This window comes from Niabella sp., assembly GCF_030150205.1.
In the GTDB taxonomy this organism is placed as follows: Bacteria; Bacteroidota; Bacteroidia; order Chitinophagales; family Chitinophagaceae; genus Niabella.
This window is the reverse complement of the sequence record NZ_JASLGT010000033.1, coordinates 155174-179544: the sequence shown is the minus strand read 5'-3', so window position 1 is coordinate 179544 and position 24371 is coordinate 155174. Positions and strand designations below refer to the sequence as shown.

General features: G+C 46.4%; 24 protein-coding genes and 1 pseudogene. 10 read left to right on the top strand and 15 right to left on the bottom strand.

Annotation, left to right across the window (positions count from 1 at the left end; all coding sequences use genetic code 11):
- Positions 1-180, bottom strand: a 180-nt coding sequence (locus Q1V85_RS24220; RefSeq protein ID WP_300597547.1) for a hypothetical protein, incomplete at its 3' end; no start/stop codon positions are given.
- Between the two features lie 43 nt (positions 181-223).
- Here Q1V85_RS24220 and Q1V85_RS24215 point away from each other — a divergent pair.
- Positions 224-310: pseudogene (locus Q1V85_RS24215) on the top strand (IS5/IS1182 family transposase); the annotation flags it as partial.
- Positions 311-320: 10 nt separating this feature from the next.
- On the opposite strand, the gene Q1V85_RS24210 reads toward Q1V85_RS24215, so the two are convergent.
- Both Q1V85_RS24210 and Q1V85_RS24205 read right to left on the bottom strand, forming a co-directional pair.
- Positions 321-824 (bottom strand): YqgE/AlgH family protein, encoded by a 504-nt coding sequence (locus Q1V85_RS24210; protein ID WP_300604476.1) that lies wholly within the window; start codon positions 822-824, stop codon positions 321-323.
- Between the two features lie 67 nt (positions 825-891).
- Positions 892-1134 (bottom strand): hypothetical protein, encoded by a 243-nt coding sequence (locus tag Q1V85_RS24205; RefSeq protein ID WP_300604473.1) that lies wholly within the window; start codon positions 1132-1134, stop codon positions 892-894.
- Between the two features lie 111 nt (positions 1135-1245).
- On the opposite strand from Q1V85_RS24205, the gene Q1V85_RS24200 reads away from it, so the two are divergent.
- Positions 1246-2370, top strand: coding sequence for a glycosyltransferase (locus tag Q1V85_RS24200; protein ID WP_300604470.1), 1125 nt, complete (start codon positions 1246-1248; stop codon positions 2368-2370).
- 58 nt (positions 2371-2428) lie between these two features.
- Here Q1V85_RS24200 and Q1V85_RS24195 read toward each other — a convergent pair whose 3' ends face one another.
- Positions 2429-2917 (bottom strand): histidine phosphatase family protein, encoded by a 489-nt coding sequence (locus Q1V85_RS24195; protein ID WP_300604467.1) that lies wholly within the window; start codon positions 2915-2917, stop codon positions 2429-2431.
- A 221-nt stretch (positions 2918-3138) separates the two neighbouring features.
- Between Q1V85_RS24195 and Q1V85_RS24190 the strand changes: the two genes are divergently transcribed.
- The 6 genes from Q1V85_RS24190 to Q1V85_RS24165 all read left to right on the top strand — a co-directional run bounded on the left by Q1V85_RS24190 (position 3139) and on the right by Q1V85_RS24165 (position 11227).
- Positions 3139-6372: a TonB-dependent receptor gene (locus tag Q1V85_RS24190; protein WP_300604464.1), complete on the top strand. Its 3234-nt coding sequence runs from the start codon at positions 3139-3141 to the stop codon at positions 6370-6372.
- Positions 6373-6397: 25 nt separating this feature from the next.
- Positions 6398-8125, top strand: coding sequence for a RagB/SusD family nutrient uptake outer membrane protein (locus tag Q1V85_RS24185; protein WP_300604461.1), 1728 nt, complete (start codon positions 6398-6400; stop codon positions 8123-8125).
- Positions 8126-8313: 188 nt separating this feature from the next.
- The gene (locus Q1V85_RS24180) at positions 8314-9480 is read left to right on the top strand and encodes a hypothetical protein (protein ID WP_300604458.1); all 1167 of its coding nucleotides are present in this window, start codon (positions 8314-8316) and stop codon (positions 9478-9480) included.
- 207 nt (positions 9481-9687) lie between these two features.
- Positions 9688-10095, top strand: coding sequence for a hypothetical protein (locus Q1V85_RS24175; protein WP_300604455.1), 408 nt, complete (start codon positions 9688-9690; stop codon positions 10093-10095).
- A 35-nt stretch (positions 10096-10130) separates the two neighbouring features.
- Positions 10131-10520: a hypothetical protein gene (locus Q1V85_RS24170; protein WP_300604452.1), complete on the top strand. Its 390-nt coding sequence runs from the start codon at positions 10131-10133 to the stop codon at positions 10518-10520.
- A 326-nt stretch (positions 10521-10846) separates the two neighbouring features.
- Complete coding sequence (locus Q1V85_RS24165; RefSeq protein ID WP_300604449.1) at positions 10847-11227, top strand: hypothetical protein; 381 nt, start codon at positions 10847-10849, stop codon at positions 11225-11227.
- A gap of 64 nt (positions 11228-11291) precedes the next feature.
- Here the strand turns inward: Q1V85_RS24165 and Q1V85_RS24160 are convergent, their stop codons facing one another.
- The 7 genes from Q1V85_RS24160 to Q1V85_RS24130 form a co-directional block, all read right to left on the bottom strand.
- Positions 11292-13139, bottom strand: a complete 1848-nt coding sequence (locus Q1V85_RS24160; protein ID WP_300604447.1) for an amidophosphoribosyltransferase — start codon at positions 13137-13139, stop codon at positions 11292-11294.
- A gap of 172 nt (positions 13140-13311) precedes the next feature.
- On the bottom strand, positions 13312-13980 hold the full coding sequence (locus tag Q1V85_RS24155; protein WP_300604444.1) for a DUF2461 domain-containing protein: 669 nt from the start codon (positions 13978-13980) through the stop codon (positions 13312-13314).
- Positions 13981-14083: 103 nt separating this feature from the next.
- On the bottom strand, positions 14084-15277 hold the full coding sequence (locus Q1V85_RS24150; protein WP_300604441.1) for a hypothetical protein: 1194 nt from the start codon (positions 15275-15277) through the stop codon (positions 14084-14086).
- Between the two features lie 9 nt (positions 15278-15286).
- A complete protein-coding gene (locus tag Q1V85_RS24145; protein WP_300604438.1) occupies positions 15287-15928 on the bottom strand; it encodes an ATP-binding cassette domain-containing protein in 642 nt (213 codons plus the stop codon).
- Positions 15929-15940: 12 nt separating this feature from the next.
- Positions 15941-17644: a DUF4836 family protein gene (locus tag Q1V85_RS24140; protein ID WP_300604436.1), complete on the bottom strand. Its 1704-nt coding sequence runs from the start codon at positions 17642-17644 to the stop codon at positions 15941-15943.
- 87 nt (positions 17645-17731) lie between these two features.
- On the bottom strand, positions 17732-19171 hold the full coding sequence (hisS, locus tag Q1V85_RS24135) for a histidine--tRNA ligase (protein ID WP_300604434.1): 1440 nt from the start codon (positions 19169-19171) through the stop codon (positions 17732-17734).
- Positions 19172-19190: 19 nt separating this feature from the next.
- Positions 19191-19661, bottom strand: coding sequence for a low molecular weight protein-tyrosine-phosphatase (locus Q1V85_RS24130; RefSeq protein ID WP_300604431.1), 471 nt, complete (start codon positions 19659-19661; stop codon positions 19191-19193).
- Positions 19662-19762: 101 nt separating this feature from the next.
- Here Q1V85_RS24130 and rlmN point away from each other — a divergent pair, with 101 nt between their 5' ends.
- Entirely contained in the window at positions 19763-20809 is a 1047-nt protein-coding gene (rlmN, locus tag Q1V85_RS24125; RefSeq protein WP_300604428.1) for a 23S rRNA (adenine(2503)-C(2))-methyltransferase RlmN, read from the top strand.
- Positions 20810-20927: 118 nt separating this feature from the next.
- The gene (locus Q1V85_RS24120) at positions 20928-21362 is read left to right on the top strand and encodes a hypothetical protein (protein WP_300604425.1); all 435 of its coding nucleotides are present in this window, start codon (positions 20928-20930) and stop codon (positions 21360-21362) included.
- On the opposite strand, the gene Q1V85_RS24115 is transcribed toward Q1V85_RS24120, so the two are convergent.
- From Q1V85_RS24115 to Q1V85_RS24100, 4 genes are all read right to left on the bottom strand, one after another.
- Positions 21334-22182, bottom strand: a complete 849-nt coding sequence (locus tag Q1V85_RS24115) for an aminotransferase class IV (protein WP_300604422.1) — start codon at positions 22180-22182, stop codon at positions 21334-21336. The two genes, Q1V85_RS24120 and Q1V85_RS24115, sit on opposite strands and share 29 nt — an antisense overlap.
- Positions 22179-23321, bottom strand: a complete 1143-nt coding sequence (locus tag Q1V85_RS24110; RefSeq protein WP_300604419.1) for a P1 family peptidase — start codon at positions 23319-23321, stop codon at positions 22179-22181. The genes Q1V85_RS24115 and Q1V85_RS24110 overlap by 4 nt, the downstream gene beginning before the upstream one ends.
- A gap of 101 nt (positions 23322-23422) precedes the next feature.
- Complete coding sequence (locus Q1V85_RS24105; RefSeq protein WP_300604417.1) at positions 23423-23893, bottom strand: DUF5362 family protein; 471 nt, start codon at positions 23891-23893, stop codon at positions 23423-23425.
- A 212-nt stretch (positions 23894-24105) separates the two neighbouring features.
- Positions 24106-24297 (bottom strand): hypothetical protein, encoded by a 192-nt coding sequence (locus Q1V85_RS24100; protein WP_300604414.1) that lies wholly within the window; start codon positions 24295-24297, stop codon positions 24106-24108.
- Positions 24298-24371: the final 74 nt, after the last annotated feature.

Below are 24371 nucleotides of genomic sequence, written 5' to 3'. Positions count from 1 at the left end.
ATTACCTATCGAGCTATGACTGGAGCCTAACAATAATGCCAAATCATACTTACTCATATTCCCCTGCTGTTTTGTTATAATCAACATTTGAACACGCTTAAACTGAGAAGGATTTTGCTTCTGTAAATGACGGAGTTCTGGAAGGCTCTCTTTAATGAATAGCTCTTTTAATTTACCCATAACTCAAATATACAAAAAGATATTAAATTAATGTCTAATCGGTATAATGGCCTATCCCTACAGAAATAGAAGAAAGCGTTTCGGCCTTAGGGTGAATCTAATCGCTGCTATTTATAATCTTGAATTATGAAAGAGGTCTATTATAGCTGCCTATTCTTTGTATATAGTGCCTCCCAAAGCCCTTCTGTTGAACTGAAAAGCAGTTCTGCGGAACCGGGAATAATCTGCCAGAAGCCATCGGTTATTTCTGTTTCAAGCTCGCCGGTATCCCATCCGCAATAGCCAATAAATAATTTCAGATCCTGAGCCGCACCCGGGGCCCGGTTGATGTGGATCACGGCCTGTTTAAAATTTCCTCCTGAATAAACGGATGACTGAACCGGTGCGCCTTCTTCGATCAGATCGGGGCGACGGTGTATAAAGAAAAGATGCTCCTGGTCAACCGGCCCGCCTTCGTATAATTTAAACGGTTCCGAATGGCGGAATTCAACCAACTCATTCAATGTTCTTGGAAATGGTTTGTTCACTATAAAACCCAAGGCTCCTTCCGCATTGTACTCCGTAATCAGCAATACCGCCTGCCAGAATTTTGGATCATCCATTGCGGGGGTGCTAATCAATACAGAGCCTGGGCTGATACTCATTTTTGTTCTTTATGAAACCCGTATGGGCTGGGGGTGATTACGCGCCGGAAAACGGTGTAGAAGCCGGCTAGTTTTTATTAATCAGGAATTCAAAAGCCTTTAACTGTGGCCGGTTGATGGCTCTGAGGATCTTTCTTTTTTTATTGGTAATACGGTTGCGCATAGCCAGTTCATGTGCCGTGCAAAAATCTTCATCCGTATCTACACATGCGATAACCTTGTGTACAAACTGTACCTCCTGGTCGATGTACTCAGGAGTACATTCATTCTCTTTTAGTAAAAAGATAATATCGCGGCTATAATCGTTCATTTTGTTGTTCTCAAAAAAAATGTGACATTCACACCTATAAAATTAAGATTTTTTCTGATCCAGTACAAGAATATTTTTCTCCTGTAAGTGCTGGGAAAGAACCGGTAATTCATGAATGCGGAACAGCAAAAAAAGCGAATCCTGGTGGCTCCGCTTGATTGGGGACTTGGTCATACAACGCGATGCATACCAGTAATTTATGAGCTTATAAACCAGGGCGCACAAGTGATCGCTGCCGGCAATGCCGTGCAATGCGGGTTGTTGCAAAAAGAGTTTCCGCAAATCCGATACCTGCACCTGGATGGGTATAATGTGCATTATGCGGTAAAAAGAAGCGGCTTCCTCTTTAAGTTGCTGAAACAGACCCCGGGCATATGGAAAGCGATCCGGCATGAGCACCGGTGGCTGCAACAGGTGGTGGCGGAATATCATATCGACGGTGTGATCAGCGACAACCGTTTTGGATTATATCACAGGACAGTACCTGCGGTTTTTATCACGCACCAGCTGCGGGTTAAAAATCCGCTGGGAAGTATAATGGAAGCCCTTTCGCAGCGGATTAATTACCGGTGGATTAACAAATTTTCCTGTTGCTGGATCCCCGATTATATGGAACGGCCTGGTATTGCCGGCGATCTTTCCCATCCGGCGGTGATGCCTTCGGTTCCCTGTGAATACCTGGGGCCGCTTTCGAGGATGAAACCATCAAAAGAAGCCATTACAAAAGAAAAAATCCTCGTCCTTTTATCGGGTCCGGAACCGCAGCGTTCCCTTTTTGAACGTATTGTGTGCAGGCAGCTGCAATCATTTGAAACGTCAACGGTATTAGTGCGCGGACTGCCAAACGGCGGTGGCCCGCCACTTCCGGAATTGAGTCATACGCAGGTATATGATCACCTGCCAGCCGAAGCACTGAACCGGCTGATCTGTGAGGCAGCATATGTGATCTGCCGAAGCGGTTACAGCTCGGTAATGGATTTACAGGCAGTAGGCGCCCGCCCGATCCTGGTGCCTACTCCCGGGCAAACAGAACAGGAATATCTTGCTGAACTGTTGAGCCGGGAACATCTTGCGGTGGCCGGTTCACAGGAAACATTCCAGCTGGAACGTTTGCTTGAAAAAGCACAGCAACTTCACTATGCTGAACCTATTTACAACACAACAAATATGCTGAAGGAGGCTGTAAACCGTTTCCTGACAGCAGTGCCGCCTGCTGCACATAACCCTATTTCCTAAGCACGACTTAAATCAGTATTGCTGCCCGTACCGGTTGGGTATTTCAACGGAATATCCGTCAGTCTTTAGGAGAAAAAGCCGCTATGAACGTTTTTTTTGCAGCTTCAAAATTACTCCAGTCATCCATGTCCGCCTCCATTATGGCAATGCCACAGGTGGGCAGGCTATCGATGCCGGCATGGGTAAGATCATTTACAAAATTTGTTACACCGGGGTTGTGTCCTACAACGGCCAGTGTTTGAATATTCTCACCTTCCCGCAGCCAATCGATGGTTTCGGTAATACCCAGCACATCGGCCAGGTAAAGGCTTTCAAAATAACGGATATGGTTGCCGGGAATGTCCAGCGCCTCTGCAAAAATCCGGGTTGTTTGCATGGTCCGTTCCGAATTACTGGAAAAGACCCGGTCAATACGGTATCCCTTTTCCCGGAGCAGCGCTGCCATCTTTGCGGCATTGCGTTCGCCTCTGTCGGTCAGTTTTCGTTCAATGTCCTTTCCAAAACCCTGTTCGGCCTTTGCATGCCGGATAATAATCAATGTTTTCATGCACCTGTTTTCAAGAGTGAATTTTAAATTCTTTACAAGTTTAAGTAATAATCCGGTTCAGACAATCTTCTTTTTGGAGGAAATACAGGATGCAGTTGCATGTAATAAAGGGTTAGCAATATCGTGTTTTAAGTACATAATAAAAAAAAATCTTTTTGTTAAAGAAATGTTACCTTCAATATGATACTCCCTCATTTTTTAATTAAAAACCTAAAAGCCATATGAAAAGAATGAAAGCTTTTTGCTTGCTGGTTGTGCTCTTTTGTCCGGTTTTTATGCTACACAGTTTTGGTCAGACAAAAACCGCTATCGGAACGGTAACGGACGACAAAGGCAGTCCTCTTCCCAATGTTTCTGTTGTATTAAAAGGTGCTACTTCCGGAACGGCTACGGATGCGGAAGGCAAATTTTCGATCGCTGCTAAAAACGGCGATGAACTGGAATTTTCGAGTGTAGGATTTAAAACCACTACACGGAAAGTAAATCTTACGGCACCCATGTCTGTTCAATTAGTTGCGGATGTTGCCAGTTTAACAGATGTGGTAGTGATCGGTTATGGAACTACCCGTAAAAAAGACCTTACGGGGTCTGTTGCCGTGGTAGACATGAAAGAGTTAAAACAACAGCCCGCCGCCAGCCCCCTGGAAGCATTACAGGGGAAAGCTGCCGGCGTGCAGATTGTAAACGACGGATCGCCGGGAGCTACGCCCCAGGTGCGGATCCGTGGTTTTAGTACCATTAGCAATAACGATCCTCTATATATTATTGACGGCATGCCTTACCAGGGAAAACTGAGCTGGCTCAATTCCAATGATATTGAAAGCATGCAGGTATTAAAGGACGCGTCTGCAGCTTCTATCTATGGTTCCCGTGCCAACAACGGTGTGGTGATTGTAACCACCAGGAAAGGAAAATCGGGGGCCCCTAAAATAAACCTGGATGTATATTATGGCAGCCAGAACCCCAACCGCGGTCGGTTTCCAAAGTACCTGAACCCGCAGCAATTTGCTGACTTTTTGTACGCAGGGTATAAAAATGCCGGGTTATCGATTGCCAATGATTACTACGGATCCGATCCTAACAATCCGACCTTACCGGAATATTTGCTGGCAGGCGGCACTTATGGTCAGAAGATCACCGCTGCCATGGCAAATCCTGCCCTGTATAATTATTCCATGGATGGGAAAACGTTTTACCAGATCACCAAGGCTAATCAAACAGGTACAGACTGGTACCGGACTATTACCCAAAATGCACCGATTCAAAACTACCAGCTTGGTGTAAGCGGTGGTGGAGAAAAAGCGAATTATGCAATGAGCGGCGGCTATATGAACCAGGAAGGTATTGTGAAGTACACCGGGTTTAAACGCTATACGATTCGCGCCAACAGTAATTTTACGGTGTTGGGCGACCGGCTGCAACTGGGTGAAAATATCCAGTACTCCCGTACCCAGAACCAGGGTTTTTCTACGAACGTAAATACTGCCGGTAGCTATATGGGTGAAGGTTCTCCTATTGGCTGGGCCTACCGTATACAAACCATTATCCCGGTATATGATATCATGGGTAATTTTGCAGGCAGCCGGGGAAACCTGTTGGGAAATGCAGAAAACCCGATGGCTGCGCTTTACCGGGCCAAGGATAATGTAAATACCTCCAACCAGTTCTTCGGTAGTGCTTATGCCGATCTTAAGATCCTGGAGGCCCTGCACCTGAGAACTACTTATGGCGTCCGGTATGAGACCTATAACGGTGTATCTGTTGGCTATCCGAATCCGGAGCGTGCAGAGGGCAGTTATAATAACCATACCTTCAGTGAAAATATGGGCTGGGGTACCGACTGGACCTGGTCCAATACCCTTACTTATAAAACGCGCTTTAATGAAAAACATGATCTCACGGCCATGGTGGGTACGGAGGCGGTAAAGGCCTGGGGGCGTTATCTGACTGGTTCTGCAAATGGCTATTTCCTGATGGGAGATATGAACTATTATTATATGAACACAGCAACCTCTACACCCGTTGCCAAGAATAATGATCCCATTACCCAACCCAATTCATTGTACTCCATTTTTGGAAGGGTGGATTACGGGTACCTGGACCGGTACCTGATTTCCGGAACCCTGCGCCGGGATGGATCCTCGCGGTTTGGGCCCAATAATAAATATGGTAATTTCCCCGCTGTGAGCCTGGCCTGGAGGGTGTCGAATGAAGCATTCATGAAAAGTGTATCCTGGGTGGATGATCTGAAGTTCCGTGCCGGATGGGGTGTTACGGGTAACCAGTCGATTCCGGATTTTCAGTATCTGAAATTATTACAGGCGTCTATCAACAGTGCGAACTATCCCATTGGCGGCGGTAGTCTTACCAGTGGTGTATGGACCTACGCTTATGATAACCCGGATATTAAATGGGAGCAGGCCCAGTCCTTAAACCTGGGGATCGATTTTACCCTGTTCCGGCATAAATTAGATGGATCGTTTGATGTGTATAACAAAAAAACGGTAGACATGCTGTATAAGCTGGATCTGCCGGCACAGGCCATCGGTGGTGGCTCATCACCTTATGTAAACCTGGGTGAAATGAGTAACAAGGGTTTTGAACTGGTATTAAACTATCATTATGCCAGCCCTGCTAACGGTAACCCCTTCACCTTTGATGCGGGTGTAAACCTTTCAAGAAACATCAACAAGCTGGTTTCACTGAAAGAGGGCGTTAAAAAGGTAAACATGCTTACCAACCGTTCTGTAATCCCTTCGGTAATCATGGCCGGCCTTCCCTTTGGTGCTTTTTACGGGTATAAGGTAGAGGGTATCTTTAAATCAGCAGATGAAATTGCGGGTGCTGCAAAACAGACCGGTGCTCATTTGGGTGGATTCCGTTATGCGGATGTTGATGGAAATGGGGTCATCGATGATCAGGACCTGACCATGATCGGCAGTCCGCATCCGAAATTTATTTACGGATTGAACCTGAATGCCAGCTATTCCAATTTCGATATAGCGCTGGCATTTAACGGAACCCAGGGAAATAAGATCTTTGATTTTACACGCCTGTATACAGATTTAAGTCTGTTTGACGGTGCGGTAAGTGACCGGATGCTGAATGCCTGGAGTCCGAATAATCCCAACAGCGATATACCGGCGCCCAACCGGAACCGGCCTGCGATTGAAATGTTGTCTAACAGCTATTTTGTACAGGACGGTAGTTATATGAAATTGAAATTGGCGCAGATCGGTTACAATTTCAAACTGAACGGCCTGTTAAAGGATAGAATCAAGAACCTGCGATTGTATGTAAGTGGTACCAACCTGTTTACGATTACTAAATACAGCGGTCTGGATCCGGAGGTAACTTCCTCTCCGGGCATAGGAACCTATGCAGCTCCCGGGGTAGACCTGGGTATGTATCCAATGTCGCGCCAGTACCTGGTTGGTTTAAACGTTACATTCTAAACATTGATTTTAAAAATATTATTGTATGATAAAGAAATTATATAATGCGATATTTATCCTTTTCGTTCTTGTCATGGTCTATTCCTGTGGAAAAGGGTTCCTGGATGCCAAGCCCCAGGGAGCACTGTCAGAGTCCCAGCTATTAAATACAAAGGGTGTGGAATCGGCCCTCATCGGCGCTTATGGTATTATGAATGGAAACATCAATGGTACCTGGGGCAACTATTCCAGCGGGCCCAGCCAGTGGCTGTTTGGAGAAGTGGCTGCGGACAATGCGCATAAAGGCAGTAACAGTACGGACCAGTCGCCAATGAATGATATTGAGTTGCATAAGGTAAACCCGTCTAATGATAACCTGCCTACCATGTGGCGGGTGTATTACGAAGGGATCACCCGTTGTAATACCACGCTCCGGCTGCTCAGCGCCGTGCAAAGCAGTGGTACTGATAAATTCAGTGATGCGCGTGCTACGCAAATAGCTGCAGAAGCGAAAATGCTGCGGGGGCATTATTATTTTTTCCTGGCCAGGGTGTTTAAGAACATACCCTATATTGATGAAACAATGACGGTGCAGCAGGCAGCACAGGTAAAAAATGACAAGGATGTTTTCCCGATGATCGAAGCTGATTTTAAGGCAGCGATAGCTGGCCTGCCCCAGGATTATTCAAAACCTTTGGGCGATGTTGGCCGCGTAGATAAATATGCTGCAGAATCCTACCTGGGAAAGCTGTACCTCTATCAGAAAAAATATGGAGATGCGCTCACCTTGTTCCAGGATGTTATCCAACGTAAGCCGGCCTTAACAAGCCTGGCATTTGATGCCAATTTTAATATTAAAACCAAGAATGGTGCAGAAGGCATCCTGGTTTCGCAAAGTATTATTAACCCGGACGGAAGCGGCGATAATGCCAACGTGGGCGATATGCTGGCCGGCCTTTATGGAAATTCGCCCGGAGGATGCTGCGGTTTTTATCAGCCTTCTGTAGACCTTGTCAATGCCTTTAAGGTAGGTGCGGATGGGTTGCCTTACCTGGATGGCAGCTACCGGACCAATCCCTACAAATCGGACCAGGGTCTGAGCGGTACTGCTGTGGATAACTATACGCTCGATACTACTCTCGCCTTTGATCCCCGCCTCGACTACACCGTAGGCCGCAGGCTTGTAAAGTATCGCGACTGGGGCGCGGTGGTGCCCGGCTGGATACGTGATCAGCCATTTGGCGGGCCTTTTGTAGCCGTAAAACAATCGATCAATCAGGCCGATTTTAGTGGTAATGTGGCTAACGGAGCCAATTATCTGAATGCGCAGAACATTAATATCATCCGGCTATCTGATGTATACCTGATGGCTGCGGAATGCGCAGTGGAAACCAATGCCCTTGGCCAGGCGAAGGACTGGGTGAATGCGGTGCGGACGCGTGCTTCTCAATTGGGTCCCATCTTAACGGTCTATAATAACCCGGCCGCAAAATACCAGATAAAGAACTATACCAATTTCCCCAGCCAGGAGTATGGGCGGAATGCCGTCCGGTTTGAACGAAGGCTGGAACTGGCGCTGGAAGGACACCGGTACTTTGACCTGATACGATGGGGCATGGCGGAAACGGTGCTGAGATCGTATATGGATTTTGAAAAGCAATACGTGTCTGCATCTCAGCCGGCGGCCTTTACCTATGCCGACTGGGATAAGGGTATGCCCATTCCGCAGGAACAAATTGACCGGGCGCAGGGTGTACTTTTACAGAATAAATAATCGTGCATTACTGCCGTTAACCGGCTACTATATAAACCCCCATCAATCTGGTATTGATGGGGGTTCATATATCTGGTACAGCAATACCGGATAATGGGGGAAAACCAAACCTGGTTTTCTGTACCGGAATACAGGTCTGCCGGAAATAAAATGTTATTTTCGTTTACGACAACGATAAAATATTCCATTTGAAAATAATTACCGCAATCCTCTTCCTGCTGGGCTTTTCGATCTGCATGTTTACCTGTACCAACCGGTATAGTGCCGGTAGTGATTCCAGGGGCGAACAATACGCGGGAGCGGCCAGTTGTGTGCAATGTCACAAGGAAATAGCGGGCAGCTATGCACATGCCCATCACTTTAAAACATCTTCCAAAACAGATGTGGATGCGGTTAAAAAAATCATCACCTCGTTAAATGATACGGTTCGTTTCCCCGGTGACCAGCTGGTGCGCCTGGAGGCCGCAGATAAGGGCATTATGCAAACCTACATACAGAACGGAACACAAGTGGCCCGGGAGCAGATGGACCTTGCATTTGGCTCCGGCGAAAAGGCATGGACCTTTGGTTACTGGAAGGATGATAAACTGTACCAGTTGCCACTTACCTACCTGTCGGAATTAAAGCGCTGGACAAACAGCCCGGGTTTCCCCGCAGATCATCCGGATTATTCCCGGTTGATCGTAGGCCGTTGTATGGAGTGCCATAGTTCGTATGCTGCTGTGGAACGAACCCTGGAGCAGGGCATGCATTATGCCGAAAAGATCGATGCAGGGTCTATTATCTATGGTATCGATTGTGAGCGCTGCCACGGACCGGCAGCCCAACATGTAGCCTTTCACCAGGAGCACCCGCAGGAAAAGCGCCCGCAGTTTATGACCGCTGTAAAATCACTAAGCCGGCAGCAGCAGCTGGATCTTTGTGCTACCTGCCATTCCGGTGATCCTGTATCCCTCAAATCGATTTTTGCATTTGTACCGGGCGATACTTTGTCAAACTTCTATATGTATTACCCCGGCGCCGCCACCAATCCGGATGCGCATGGTATGCAGATGCAGTCGCTGATGCAGAGCCAGTGTTTTTTGCAAAGCAACCTTACCTGTGTCAGCTGTCATGATGTGCATAAAAACGAAAGCAATATGCAGGATGTATTTGTACAGCGCTGCATGTCTTGTCATTCAAAATCGGAGCATGCCGTTGCGATGCGCAGCGCAAACAACTATTGTGTGAATTGTCATATGCCGCTGGAAGCATCCAAAAGTTTAGATTTTAATAACAGTGCAGAACGCAATCAAACGAGCTATCGCCTGCGAACCCACCGGATTGCCGTCTATCCGGCATCAGAGGGGAAATAGCAAGCCTTGTTTGGGATTAGCCCTGGCAAACAATAGCAGGATTGCATCAGCAATATTTCGGGGAATGGATGGAGCCTTGGAATTTGGTAGGCGGAGTAGTGGGTCGAGAGACTGATAATTTTTTTGGTGCTGCTTATGGCGGAATGACCGGTCGGGAGCTGCGGGGAGTGGGCAGCATTAGGTTTGAATCTACAAAATAAAAAAGTTATGAATGAAGGCCGGATCCAGGATGAATCAGATGGAGGAGGGGTGGGCAGGAAAGCAATTATCGGGATCTTACTTTCTTTTGGTTTGATCTTTGGTTGGAATTATATAAGGCTGGAACGTTTGAAAACTGATGGCAGATTGATTGAGACTAAGGTGGTAGACTATAGTTTTGGCAGAGTGAATCATCTGACTGTGACTTTTAAGTATGGCAAGGAGATTTACAGGAAATCAGCAAGGACTTCAGTAAGAAGCGATTATTGGCCCCGGCTCGTTGGCCGCAGTTTCCCTGCATTATATTCAGAAAAGGAAGATGTGATCATGCTGCTGGTGTTCCCGGATGATTTTAAAAAGTATAACATTAAACCCGATAATATACCTGTTTGGGTGAGGGATAGTTTGATGTATTAACCCGTAAAGAGTATTTGGGCTATAAAGATGTAGTTATGAAAATGAACAGAGGCCGTAATGTTATTATAGGATTTTCTTTAACCCTACTGTTTATTGTCATAATTCGAGGATGTATTAACAGGGAAAGATTAAAAGAAACAGGTACTCTCGTTACTGTACAGGTGGTCGACTACAAGTTTATGCCTAAAGGAATGAATTTTATGAAATGTGAATTTAAATTTGATGGCCAGTTGTTAGTAACCAACGCAAATACTTCGATATCAGCTACAAAATGGGAGCGATTAAAGGGGCATTTTTTTCCTGGAATATATTCCCCTGAATCGGGATTGCTCAAAATTTTAATTTCAGCTGAAGACTTCGAGGAATTTAATATACCTTATCCGGATAGCCTAGCAAAGTGGGCAAGTGACAATCTTGAGAATTGAAATTTATATGCTGAAGGACCTGCTATGATAATTTTTTTTGTGCTGCTTATGGCGGAATGACCGATCGGGGGCTGCAGGGAGTTGGTGGCATTATGATTGAAGACCGGATTCAGCATGAATCAGACGGAGGATTGGCTGCATCTCCAATAACAGTTACTATTAATAGCTGCGGCTCCTGGTATCTTGCTTAGAATAACAGCTGCTAAGTCAATTCAGCAGCGATTGTTCTCAGGAGTCGTTAACTTGGTAGGGGGATGCTTTGGAGCAGGTTTTTGGAAATACAGGACAGTATCTTCACCATGGTTATGCCAGTGAAGATAGTTAGTATGATGAGTAAAAAATATATTTATAATATCCTTTTTGTTTGCTTTTTGAGTGTCATACTTTGGGGACTGGGCGAAGCTTTTGTAAATCAAAACAAATTGAAGTATAATGCAATCTTGGTCAATGCTAAGGTCACTGGTTATAGTTTAGGCGGAAGGGCTGATGATAGCTATCAATGTGAATTCATATACAAAGGAAAGTTGACAAAGGCTGTAAGTTCGGGACGTGGCATTTCAGGAGCGTGGAATTTAATTGGAATGTCTTTTCCTGCACTGTATGTTCCCAATACCAAGATATTTCAACTACTTACTACTCCAAAGGCATTTGAAAGATATGATAGACCTATCCCAGACAGCTTAAAAAAAAGGTGGCAAAGGCAATGATTTGTATTTACTACCTTTTTACACATATAAAAGTTATAATTTACATTACTACAGTAGCCTCCTATTAATATCCTCTTTCATTCTTTCCTTCCATATAATTCATAAAGGCCTGGTTTACCACGCGGTTACCGCCCGGTGTGGGGTAATCGCCTGTAAAGTACCAGTCGCCCAGGTTATTGGGACAGGCTTTATGCAGGTCTTCAATGCTCTGGAAGATCACCTGAACCGGGATGTTTAAACCGGCCGGGGTAATCATTTCCGCAATTTTTTCCGTGATCTCATCCACCGTGCTGCTCTTATAAAGTTGTTTTACCACATTTTCGGTGTGTAACAGGTTCTGTTCTTTCAGCTCCTTGCAGCGTTGCAGTAACTCATCCAGCAACGATTCTTTTCCTTTGTCTTTTAACACCGCTACCGCAGCACTGAATGCGATAAAGTCGCCCATTTTGCTCATGTCGATCCCGTAGCAATCCGGGTAACGGATCTGCGGACAGGAAGAAACCACAATGATCTTTTTGGGTTTCAGACGGGAGAGCATTTTGATAATGCTTTCTTTCAGTGTGGTGCCTCTTACGATAGAGTCGTCGATCACCACAATGGTATCGATACCGGGGCGCACGGTGCCATAGGTAATATCATATACGTGCTGCACCATTTCGTTCCGGCTGGCATCTTCCGTAATAAACGTGCGCATCTTTACATCCTTGATCGCTATTTTATCGATCCGGATGCGGCGGTTCACCATTTCGCTAAGCTTTTCCTCATCAAAGTCTTTACCCCAGCTTAAGATGCGTTCTATTTTGATCTTATTCAGGTACAGCTGCATGCCTTTGTGAAGGCCCAGGAAGGCTACTTCTGCCGTATTGGGAATATAAGAGAAGATGGTATTCTTCAGGTCGAAATCGATGGCTTTTAATACCTGTTCGCTCAGGTTCAAACCCAGCGCTTTCCGTTCTTTATAGATCTTTTCATCACTGCCCCTCGAAAAATAAATGCGTTCGAAACTGCAGGCCTTGCGTTCGCCCGGGGTTACCACTTCTGCAATTTCATACTCCCCGTTTGCGTTCACCATAAGAGCATTGCCCGGCATCAGTTCTTTTACCTCGTTTTCTCCCACATTAAAAGTGGTACGGATGGCAGCACGTTCGGAGGCAGCCACAATCACTTCATCATCGATATAATAATAACAGGGGCGGATGCCGTTCCGGTCCCTGAAAACAAATCCCAATCCTTCTCCTGTTAATCCGCCTACGGCAAACCCTCCGTCAAACATGGGGATTACTTCCTGCAGTACGCTTTTGATAGCTACATTGCCCGGATTTTTTTTATCGGCCTCGATCAGGTAATGATGAATGATCTCCATCATGGCCGCCAGATCGCTCTGTTTTTGGAAATTGCCCGGAACGATATTAAGCTGTTCAAAAAGCTCCTGTGTATTTACCAGGTTAAAGTTACCCGCAAGGGCGAGGTTGCGCCCCGGAACGGTATTTCTTTTGATAAAGGGGTGACAAAAATCCGAATTATTCTTGCCCTGTGTGCCATAACGCAGGTGCCCCAGCAACAATTCGCCCAGGAACTTGATATGTCCTTTCATCAGGCCCGGGTGCTTGAGCGCATCGGGGTTATAACGGCAAACCTCATCCACTTCATCCGCAATATTTTTAAACAAACCGGAGATGGCCTGGGGCTCTGCATTGCGCATCCGGTGCAAAAACGGGTAACCGGGTTCCACATTCAGTTTTACAGCGGCAATACCGGCGCCATCCTGCCCGCGGTTATGCTGCTTCTCCATCAGGAGGTAGAGTTTATTCAGCCCCCACATAACGGTTCCATGCTGTTTTAAGTAGTGGGAGAAGGGTTTGCGGAGCCGGATAAAGGCCAAGCCGCACTCGTGCTTTATGGGATCACTCATAACTTTATAAAAAAGAAATGCAAAGTTACGATTTTGAAGTTTAAAGATTGCTTAATATAGGTTAAGGCGGATGTATTTTTTGCCCGCCACGGTAGTATTACGGAAATGCTTTATATACCCGGCAGTTAACCGGCTGTATGTCATGATTTATCAGTATAAAAACGGTTGTTTGTTATTCGTCAATGCCCCTGTTTAGGAAGGCGGTCAGGGGTTGTAGGGTCTGGAATGCTTTTACTGTTGTTGTCAGCAATGCGGAGCCTGTTAATAGCGTGTCCTGCAGGTTGGCCAGTGCTGTAAAACTTTTGTATTTAAGATACATAGCAGCGGGATTATCCGGCTCATATCCCTTGGGAACTCTTGACAGGATTTGTCCCTCTTCCACGGAAAGTCCGCCATATACATCCCGGAACTTTTTGGATCCCAGTATTTTGTCAAATTCCGGCAGATTATAATCGATTTCCTGTCTTACCTTGGCCAGTTCGCCAGGCATGGGTTGCCAGAGCCCGCCTCCTGTAAAGCTGCCACCGGGCTCGAGGTGAAAATAATACCCGGCTTTTACCGATTTTTTTCCTTCGGCATTTATATAAGCGCCAAAATTGGTTTTATAAGGCTCCTTGTTTTTGGAAAAACGCACATCCCGGTTGATCCGGAACATACAATCCTTTGCCTTCAGGTGCAGGATGGCGGGTTCCGTTTTTCCAAAGGCAGCAATCAGGCTGTCGATAAAGGCCGCAAAATTATCCCGGGCGGCTTCATAGGCCTTCCGGTTGGCATCAAACCAGGGTTTGTTATTATTGAGTCTAAGGTCTTCTAGGAATTTTAAAGTAGCTTTCTGGATCATATCCGTAAAGGTAAGCGATTTCTGAAATAGGCCACTAAGGCACAGCTGCACTGAATTGTTTAGTGTCTTAAAGTTTGCCAGGGATGCCGTTTTATCCTTCTGTTTACCCCAGCCGGTACAAGAGTTTTTTTACCAGCCGGGCATTGGTAACAATGGCCAGCAGCACTAATACGGCTGCCAGCAGGAGCACGATCCAGTTTACCAGCGAGGATAGTTCCGGACGGTTGAACATGATGAAATGATGAAAGGCCCATTGCATGATCTGGGTGCAGATCAACGCGGTTAAAACAATGAAAATATAAACCGGTACAAACTGGTTGGAGACATTCCTGCCCAGCCACGCCGGCGAATACCCCAGGGTTAATAGTAATTCGAGGTTCTGACGGCTGCGGGCAACAACCAGCTGCAGGTAAAATGAAAACAACATGAGCGCCAGGATCACTACCAGTAATCCAAAAATGCCCAGTCCGCTGAAAATGCCCTGTAACACAATCTTATTACGCCCCAGCAGGGTTTTATCACGACTGATCACATAATGCCGGGCATCGAGGTATTGGATCAGCTGCGGATCATTAACGTCCTTTAATTTTAAAAACAGCCGGCTGGCATCCTGACGGTCTTTATGGGCAAAGGTTTTATTGGCCCACTGCAGAAAGTTCTTGGGTACCAGTACGGAGTTCACCCGGTCGCTGAACGCCACGATCCTTCCGGAGAAAGTAAAGGCATTGTCTTTTCCGTAGCAGGCGATCTGTACGGGGATGCCCATTGCTGTTTCCTTTGATAACTGGGGCAGGCCCTGACCGGGTGCAAAGATGTTGTAGATCTCAAAAAAATCGGAAGACAGGATGATCGGGATGTTTTGATCGCCTTCTTTCCAGGTAAAATTGGGCGGAAGCGTATCAATAAAATCATTGTCCAGGGCTTCCAGGAACATATCGGTACTAAAGGGCAATACATTGCCTGCACTGAGCTGTACCCGGAAATCATTGGCCAGCAGGGGCGATACGCCTGCAATGAAGGGTTGCTTTTTTACTTCATCGATCTCCTCCGTATGAAACAGGTTTTTTTCCGGCTGCCCCATGGTTTCATTGGTAATATTTTTGGTGATGGACACAAAATCAAAACCGTCTTTGCGGATGCTGCCTTCTTTAAGCAAATGCTGGATATTGATGAACATCTGCACCGAGCACAGCAGCAATAATACCCCGATGCCCAGCCCGATATAAGAGAACCAGCGGGAAGAGGCATTGGTTCCGGTATACAATAAAGGTTTTATGGGCTTAAATGATAGTGCCACAGGAAGGTTTTATAAATGATACAAATGGGTTGCCGGAAAACCGGTAGCTTTTTCAAGTTCGGCAAACAGTACAAGGGCCTTGCGGGCGGCTGTTTCCTCCAGTATCAGGTCAATGGCTTTCTTGGAGTTGGCATGATCCAGGTGACTGAAGGGTTCATCCATCAGCAATACACCGAAAGGCTGCAGCATGGCCCGGATGATCACGGCCCGCTGCTGCTCGCCATAGGAGCAGTTTTTAGCCAGGGCGTTCAGCCGGTGGTCTACCCCAAGCCGCCGGGCCATTTCAATGATCCGTTCCTGCGGATGATAGGGGCTAAGCTGCCGTTTAACCTCCAGGTTTTCCAGGATGGTTTGTTCCTCAAAAAGCCGCATGTCCTGGAGGATGATGCTTACCTGATCCTTGCGCAGGGCCGCGATGGCTTCCCTGTTGAACTGGTTCAGCGGCTGGTCATCATATAAAATAGTGCCGCTGTAAGATTCCCGCATTTTATACAGGAAATGGACCAGGGATGTTTTGCCGGTGCCGGAAGGTGCTACAATATTCACCAGGTCGCCATTGGAAAAGGAGCGCTCCTTTCCCCAGATCTCTGAGGTGGATTTGCGCTCCTCTTCAAAATATACCGGTAGTAAATTCTTTATCTCAAGCTTCATGAATGCCTTTGATTAATGAACGGATGTCGGCGGTGCTGCCACTGCTGCTGAATCTACAATCGGGGCCATTTCTTCCACGTCGATCACCTCTTTTTTGGGTCTTGCCTGGTACATTTTATCAATGTACTGGTTCAGTTGTTTCAGCGCATTGGTCTGGTTATCGGCCAGGTTAATCTCTACTTTGCTGAATGCTTCACCACCTTTGATATCAGAATGCATGGTGATTGTTTTCCAGAAATTAGCAGAAACTTCAAGGTTCTTTTTATAGGTCGAATCCTTTTTACTATTGGCGATGACGGTGTTGAAGATTTTCTGTAGGTTCACATATCCGCCCATATTATGACCGGTAAATGGCTGGGCATAGGCTGGTTTTTTGCCACCTGAAAGAAAACCGTCCACTTCGGCATCAGAGCCTCCGAGCGCAAACCATTTATCGGTAAGCTTGCTTTTGATGCGCTCCAGGGCGCTATCCTTTACCGGCATTTCTTTATCGATGGTTTTCCTGAATGCGTCGATCAGTTTCTGAAAACTGGATTTATCGCCTACAGAAGATCCAAATACAAAATTAAATTTGGTATCATCTTTTTCGTAAGGAATGGTTTCGCCATTATCTAATGTAACGGCGGCGGGCTTGCCGGTAACGGTAACATCTGTTAATGCAAAGGATTGTGTACCTCCGTTCGCCTTGGTAAAATCATCGATGGTAATTCCAAGCTGAGCCAGTCCCGCGTTTGCAATGCCATCAAACCCTAAGAGTTTGATCAGGTCTTTTATGTAGGAGGGCGCATAGCTCATACTAAAGGCCGCCAGTACATCCTGATCAGGAAGATGACTGATGGTTTCATCCGTGATATTGCTGCCACTGTTTTTCTTCAGCAGGTCGGTCATTTCCTTGCCATAGAAATTTTTTACGTTAGCAGTAATTTTACCGTTATCAAAATCGGCCTTACCTGCGGTAATGGCGCCGTCCAGCAACGCATTGAATTTCATCATCGACATAATGCCGCCGGCCAATCCGTTATAAAGGTTGCCGCTGTTAACCCAGAAATGCATGTCGGCCTTGTCCGCAACCAGGTCTGCGAAACGTTTGTCGCTATCCAGTAGCTTGCTACCTTTTAGCTGGAAGGTGTTTTTGGCAAGTACCTTCAGGCTATCCAGCGGGTATTTTTCAGCACTTCCGCCAAAACTGCTCCGGTTGCCGGGAAATCCTTTGCTCATACCGGATGCATCGATAATGGCAACGAATAATTTATCATTAAAGTACACCACGGCATTGTCATTGTCCGGTGATTTTACAAAGCTGTATTCGCCGTCTTTTTCGATCTTGATATTTCCTTTTCCGCCTTCTTCAATTACTTTGGAAAATTTGGCAGCATCTTTCAGCTTGCCTTCAAATGCTACATATCCGTTGCTGCCGGTGCGTTTTAGAAACACCACCAGGCTGCCTTTAGGATCAAGGCCGGAGGTTTCCGGATCGTTGAGCAATTGTTTTCCCAGGGAATCTGTTGTTTGATTAAGGGCTTCCGTAAACCAGGTCGTTTGTTTGATTTCTGCCCAGGTCAGCTTGGAGGAAAGAGACGCCAGGTCCACATGAAGCACCATGGCTGCATCGTCTGGTATCAGCAGCCCGGTTTTGCCTCCTTTGTTACAGGCAGTAAAAATAAGCGCAAGGCAAAAGCCCAGAATGAGCAAGCCTTTGTTTTTCACGTTTGTCATGTTATGTTGGTTTTTTTGTTTGTATTTTATATCCGAATGGGTAAAAGGTCTTTTCAACTGTCGCTGTTCACTATCCCCATTTCCTTTTCACTTTCCGTCAAAATTATAATTCGCCAAATCGGCAAAGGTCACCTGTTCCTGCAGGCCGGATCGCAAATTTTTTATTACGATCGTTTGGGCCTCCAACTCCTGGCTGCCCAATATGGCCACATACGGGATGTCTTTTTTTTCTGCGTATTTGAACTGTTTATCAAATTTTACAGTTTCATGAAACAGTTCGCACGCGATACCCGCTGTGCGGAGTTCCTGCATCAGTTCAAATGCCTTTGCTGCTTCCGCGGCGCCTAAGTTAAAGAACAGGAGCTTTGTACCGCTGTACACATCGGCAGGAAATCGGTTTAACTCGGTAAGCACATCATAAATACGGTCAACACCAAAGGAAATACCCACGCCGGGTACATTGGGTACGCCAAACAGGCCGGTAAGGTCATCATAACGTCCACCGCCACCAATACTGCCTATTTGCACGCCCAGTGCCTTTACCTCAAAAATGGTTCCGGTATAATAATTCAAACCGCGGGCCAGGGTAACATCGATTTTTATTTCTGATTTCTGATGGCTGATTTCTGATGGCTGATGACTGATAACTGATGACTGATGACTAACTGCTGACGACTGATAACTCATAGCCGACCGCTCAATAATGTATTCCAGCTCCCGGATACCCTCCTCCCCGGTGCTGTTGCCGGCAAAGATCAATTTCAGCCGGGCCAGCTTCTCTTCGTTGGTACCGCTGATTTCAAGGAACTGCTGAATGAGGTTGACCTGGTCATTTAAAAGACCCCGTTCCGCCAGCTCTTCCTTTACTTTCTCAACACCGATCTTGTCCAGCTTGTCAATGGCGATAGCGATATCGATCATTTTTTCGGCGCCCCCGCATTGTGCTGCCAGCGCAGCAAGAATTTTCCGGTTATTGATCCGTATTTCCACAGGGAGCCCCAGTTTGTGAAAAACAGTAGCATAGATAGCGGTCAGTTCCAGTTCGTTGATGAGCGAGCGACTGCCCACCACATCGGCATCACACTGGTAAAACTCGCGGTACCGGCCTTTCTGGGGCCGGTCTGCCCGCCATACCGGCTGCAGCTGGTAGCGTTTAAACGGCAGTGTCAGCTGGTTATAATTCATGGCCACATAGCGGGCAAACGGAATGGTAAGATCATAGCGTAGCGCCCGTTCGGTAATATCCTTGCTGGAGCGTCCCTTCATCACGTTTTCAAAACCCGCCTTTATTTTATCGGCCTTGGCTGCATTATCGAGTCCGTTATTCAGGATCTTAAAGATCAGTTTATCGCCTTCCTCGCCGTATTTGCCCATCAGGGTTTCCAGGTTTTCCATGGCCGGTGTTTCCAGCGGCTGAAAGCCATACAGCTCAAAAACTTCTTTTATAGTATTGAAAATATAGTTGCGTTTGCGTACCGTTGCGGCGTCAAAGTCTCTCGTTCCTTGTGGCAGGGTTGGTTTGCTCACTCTTGAAAATTGAAATTTGTTATTTGAAATTTGTTATCTGGTATTTATCGAGGATGGCATCGCTGGCTTTATCCAGCATATCATACACTTCATGATAGCCCGGTTCGGGCCCGTACCAGGGATCGGGAACATCCTTGTTGCTACCTGGCTCAACTTCATTCATGATGAGTGTTACCTTGGAAGCATCAAACCGGCTCCGGGCAATATATTTGATTTCGTCGATCACGTCTTCCGCCATGGCATATATTTTATCGAACCGGTTAAAATCAGCGGCTACAAAATCCCGGGCCCGTTGGCCGGAAATGTCAATTCCATGCAGCGCGGCTACTTTTTGCGACAGCCGGTGCGGTGTTTCCCCGGTATGGTACCCGTTTGTTCCGGCGCTGTCGACCTCCCAGTTTAATCCCCGGTCCGCAGCCTTTTTTTGTAAAATCCCCTCTGCCAGCGGGCTTCTGCAAATATTGCCCAGGCAAACCATTAAAATCCTCATGCCGCAAAGATAATCAGGTTCGGTGTTTCATATTTAAGGTTTGAGCAGGCTTTTGCGGAACTTTAAACCATAAAACCTGAAACCTGGCGTATCTTTGCCGGATGAACACAAAGCAGCAGAATATCCGTACCCTCAGTCTTACCGAACTGGAGGATTATTTTTTATCCATCGGAGAAAAGAAGTTCCGGGCCCGGCAGGTATATGACTGGCTGTGGCTGAAGCCGGTACAAAGCTTTGAGGCCATGAGCAATATCAGCAAAGAGCTGCGTCAGAAATTACAGACCACTTTCCAATTCCCGGCATTGGGGATCGACATGACGCAACATTCGGAGGATGGAACCATAAAAACCCGCTTTAAAACCATTGAGGGGCATCTTACGGAAGGGGTGCTGATCCCTACGGATGAACGCAAGACGGCCTGCGTCAGTTCCCAGATCGGCTGCAGTTTGAGCTGTAAGTTCTGTGCTACAGGGTATATCGAGCGGAAACGGAACCTGAGTTTTGATGAAATCTTCGACGAAGTGGCCCTGATCAACCAGCAATCACTGGAAGTATATGATAAAAAGCTCACCAATATTGTGTTTATGGGTATGGGAGAGCCATTGCTGAATTACCGTAATGTGTTGAAAGCGATCGAAAAAATTACTTCACCGGATGCATTGGGGATGAGTCCCCGCAGGATCACGGTTTCCACAGCCGGCGTTGCCAAACAGATCCGGCAGCTGGGCGATGACCAGGTTAAATTTAAACTGGCGCTGTCACTGCACGCAGCCAATGATAAAAAACGCCATGAGATCATGCCGATCAACGATAGTAATAACATCCAGTCGTTGATTGAAGCACTTAATTATTTTTACAAGCAAACAAAGAACGAAATCACCTTTGAATATATCCTGTTCAATAATTTTAATGATTCACTGGAGGATGCCGATGAGCTGATCAAAATTTACCGGCAGGTACCGGCAGATCTTGTCAACCTGATCGAATACAATCCCATTGCATTCGCACGCTTTACGAAACCTTCTGAAGAAAAAGTAGACGCTTTTATGCAATACCTGGAAAAAAACAGGGTCAATGCCCGCTTGAGGCGCAGCCGGGGAAAGGATATTGATGCAGCCTGCGGACAGTTGGCCAATAAGGGGAACTAAAACGAAGGCAAGCGGTTGAGCATGTAGCTGCTATATATATGTCTGGGAAAAATAGATAACAATGGCCTGTTGCGTTTTTGAAGAAACAGACGTTTCTTATCAAAAAAGCATAATAATTATGAAATCTACACAATTGCTGCCAATCATTGGTATGATGCTGCTAACTGTTGCCTGCAAAAAATCCGCTGATAAATCAACCGGTGATGCGCGGCTTGAGGGAAAATGGGAAATGCGTACTACATGGGGCGATAGCCACCTCACGTCTTATCCGGAAGCAAACGGAACCCAGCTTCATTTTAGCGGGAACCATTTTGTACGCCAGGAGAACAATACGGTTAAAGCCACCGGCAACTTTTCAATTGTAAAAGATAATACTGCCGAGTCGGTTGTGGGCTTAAGAATTCCTGAAGGACAGTTTGCTGCCCGGATCGTATTTGATACGAACCCGGAACAAAAACAATTTTACCAGTTTTCTAATGACACACTTTACCTGCTTCAGGGTTTTTTCCCCGCTGATGGCGGTGTTAAGACGGGCTATGTGCGGGTGCCGTAGCAGATTGCTGCAAGCGAATGAACTGTTCCAGTAACTGCCTGGTTAAGGGACCGGCCTTTCCGTTCCCGATCCGGATGCCATCAATTTCCGTTACCGGCAAAATGCGCTTGGTGGTGCTGGTCATAAAAACCTCTGCGGCGCTTATTAACTCGTTAACGGATATATCGCGGGTTTCTACCGGAAGCAATGTGCTGGCAAACTCCAGTATTTTTTTCCGGGTAATACCGGCCAGTACATTCCGCCCGGGAGTAACCAATATTCCTTCCGGGGTTATAATAAAAATATTGGCCCGGGGAAATTCGGAAATGATGTCGTTCTGAATATACAACACATCGGTCAGGCCCTTTTCCTTTAGCTGTTTTTGCAGCCAGATCCCCATCAGGTAGTTAATGGATTTTACCGTTGGCAGATCCCGCTGATAAGCATGGGTCATAATGCGGATGCCGTTTTCAACGGTTGCGGCATCCGGTAATTGCAGCGGCTGCTGTTGCAGGATAAAATTGCCCTGCACAGGCGTGTAACTGTCGGGCGAATAACCGCCGGTGGCAATCATGCGGATGCCACTTTCCGGCAGGTTGTTTTTTTGGATCAGTTCAAAAATAATTTCGGTGACCCGGGAACGGGTATGCGGAATGGAAATAGAAAGCGCTTGTGCAGAATTAAAGAACCGGTCCAGGTAATCTTCAAGGAAAAGAGGTTTATGATCGACGGTTCTGAAATAATCAAAAACGGCATAACCCCGTTGTATGGCCAGATCTCCTGTTTGAATCATTGCTTTTCCTTCCTCTGCAAATGCATTATTTACAAAAGTCCATATCATGGCTGGTATCGGTTATATTTTTTTAATATTGAAATAACGGTTTCCCTGGGTAGTGCTTCCACCATATGATGCCTGTAGCCGGTTGTTGTTGCGGCTGCAAATAAGGCATTAAGGATCGCTTCTTCCGTAGCTTCAATGGCGGCCATGAAAAGCGGCGACAGGTCGTCGTTGAAAAGGGTTTTTGTAGCATATAATGGCTCTTTCGGCGTATGCGGTACCCGTACTCCCGGATGGGTAGAGAAGGCTATTACATAATCACCGCTGCCATTGCTGGCAATGCCTCCCGTTTTGGCCAGTCCCATAAAGGCCCGCTTGGCCAGCCGCTCCAGGTTGCGTGCGTCCAGCGGCGCGTCGGTTGCTACTACTATCATGCAGCTTCCATCAACCGGATTGTTGAGCTGGTCCTTCAAAAAATAGTTGCCCAATTCTTTGCCAACAGGCACACCCGCAATTTCGAGCACTCCACCAAAATTGGTTTGTACCAGCACGCCCACTGTATATCCTCCGGATGCTTTGGGAAGTACCCTGGAAGCTGTGCCGATACCGCCCTTGAATCCGAAACAAACGGTACCGGTTCCCGCCCCAACATTACCTTGCTCCACCCTTCCGGAAGTGGCATTTTGAATGGCTTCCAGGATGTCTTTTTCCGTAACATGCCGGCCCCGGATATCGTTTAAGAATCCATCATTGGTTTCTCCTACTACTACATTTACGCTTTGCACCTGTTCGTTTTCTTTCTGCCCAAGTGTATAACTGATGCCAGCATTGATGCCTGCTGCCACATTCAGTGTATTGGTAAGGATTACCGGGCTTTCCAGCGTTCCCAGTTCCCGAACCTGTGTAACGCCGGTTAGCTTGCCAAACCCATTGCCCACATAAACGGCTGCAGGTACTTTTTCCTGGAAGAGGTTACCGCCATGTGGCAATATAACGGTGGCTCCGGTTCTTACCAGGGTATCTCTGATCAGGGTTTTATGACCAACCCTTACACCTGCCACATCGGTGATGGCGTTATAGGTTCCATGCGGCAACACGCCGATCTTAACCGGACTAACAGAAACGGATTGCTGTGCTGCTGCCTCCTCAGTACAGATCGTGCATGCCAGCATAAGGAGGTAAAAACGCCATAACGGTTTCATACGGACTAAATATAGGCAATATCCGCCGTTTTGAAATTGTAAAAAACGACAGCTGCAAACCTGTGATCAGGTATGGAGTGTTTACGGGATCAGCGGGGCACTCAGAACCGTGATGTCATAGCTCCCATGCCAAAAGCCAGTAAGACAATAATGTAAAAGCCAATGATCACAATGACCAAAATACCTGTAAACCGGAAAAAGTTTTTCAGGTAACGCAGTCCCTCATTTAAATCGGAGATGTTTTCTGTCTGGATCCCTTTCCGGGCCAAACTTCCGAACTTGTAGAGATAAAAAGAAGGAAAGAAATACAGCAAGGCCATGATGATGTAAAATAGCCCAAGAATGGCGCCGGAAAAAGGCATGCCGGTGCTCCGTACTGCTGCAGAACTTGCCATCATAACACCCAGTCCGCCAATCAGGGCAAAAAAGAGTACAATAAAACCAATAATGCTCAGGAACCGGGCCCATTTAGAAGTTTCCTCAATATATATATTGCCTTGTTCGTTGATCTCAAGGTTTCTGAAAAGCCCGCTTTCTTCCCGTTGCGGAAACGGTTGGTTAAAATCTTCCATACGTTTGAGTTTTGATGTTACGTGTTCCTGTAAATATAAGAAAGATTTTAACGGGGTGGTCGCCGGCGTATACAACATCCGGCAGTGCAACAACGACCACCGGAAAGGAAATTCTAGGCAGATATTTCCGTTATCAGAAGGATTCAATATACACCCGCTGCAATAGTTACTGCAAACAAAAAGCAAGGCGTAAGAATACAATGGAAGAGCCGCTATTTTTTTTCACCCTCTTCAGGATGCTCTACATGTCCTTTTTTATCGCCGATTTTATCGATGGTTTCTTTTCCCCGTTGTAACAGGGACGATACCGGACCTTCCATGTCTTCCTGAGGATCTCCTTCATGTTTAGGATGCTCTTTTAAATCCTCTTTTTTGTTTTCATTATGTTGTTCTTGCGGATTCATTTTTGAGGATAATTTTACTACTACAAGTTACCAAAAAATAGTGAAATATTTTCCCGGGAAAAGCAAGCATAGCC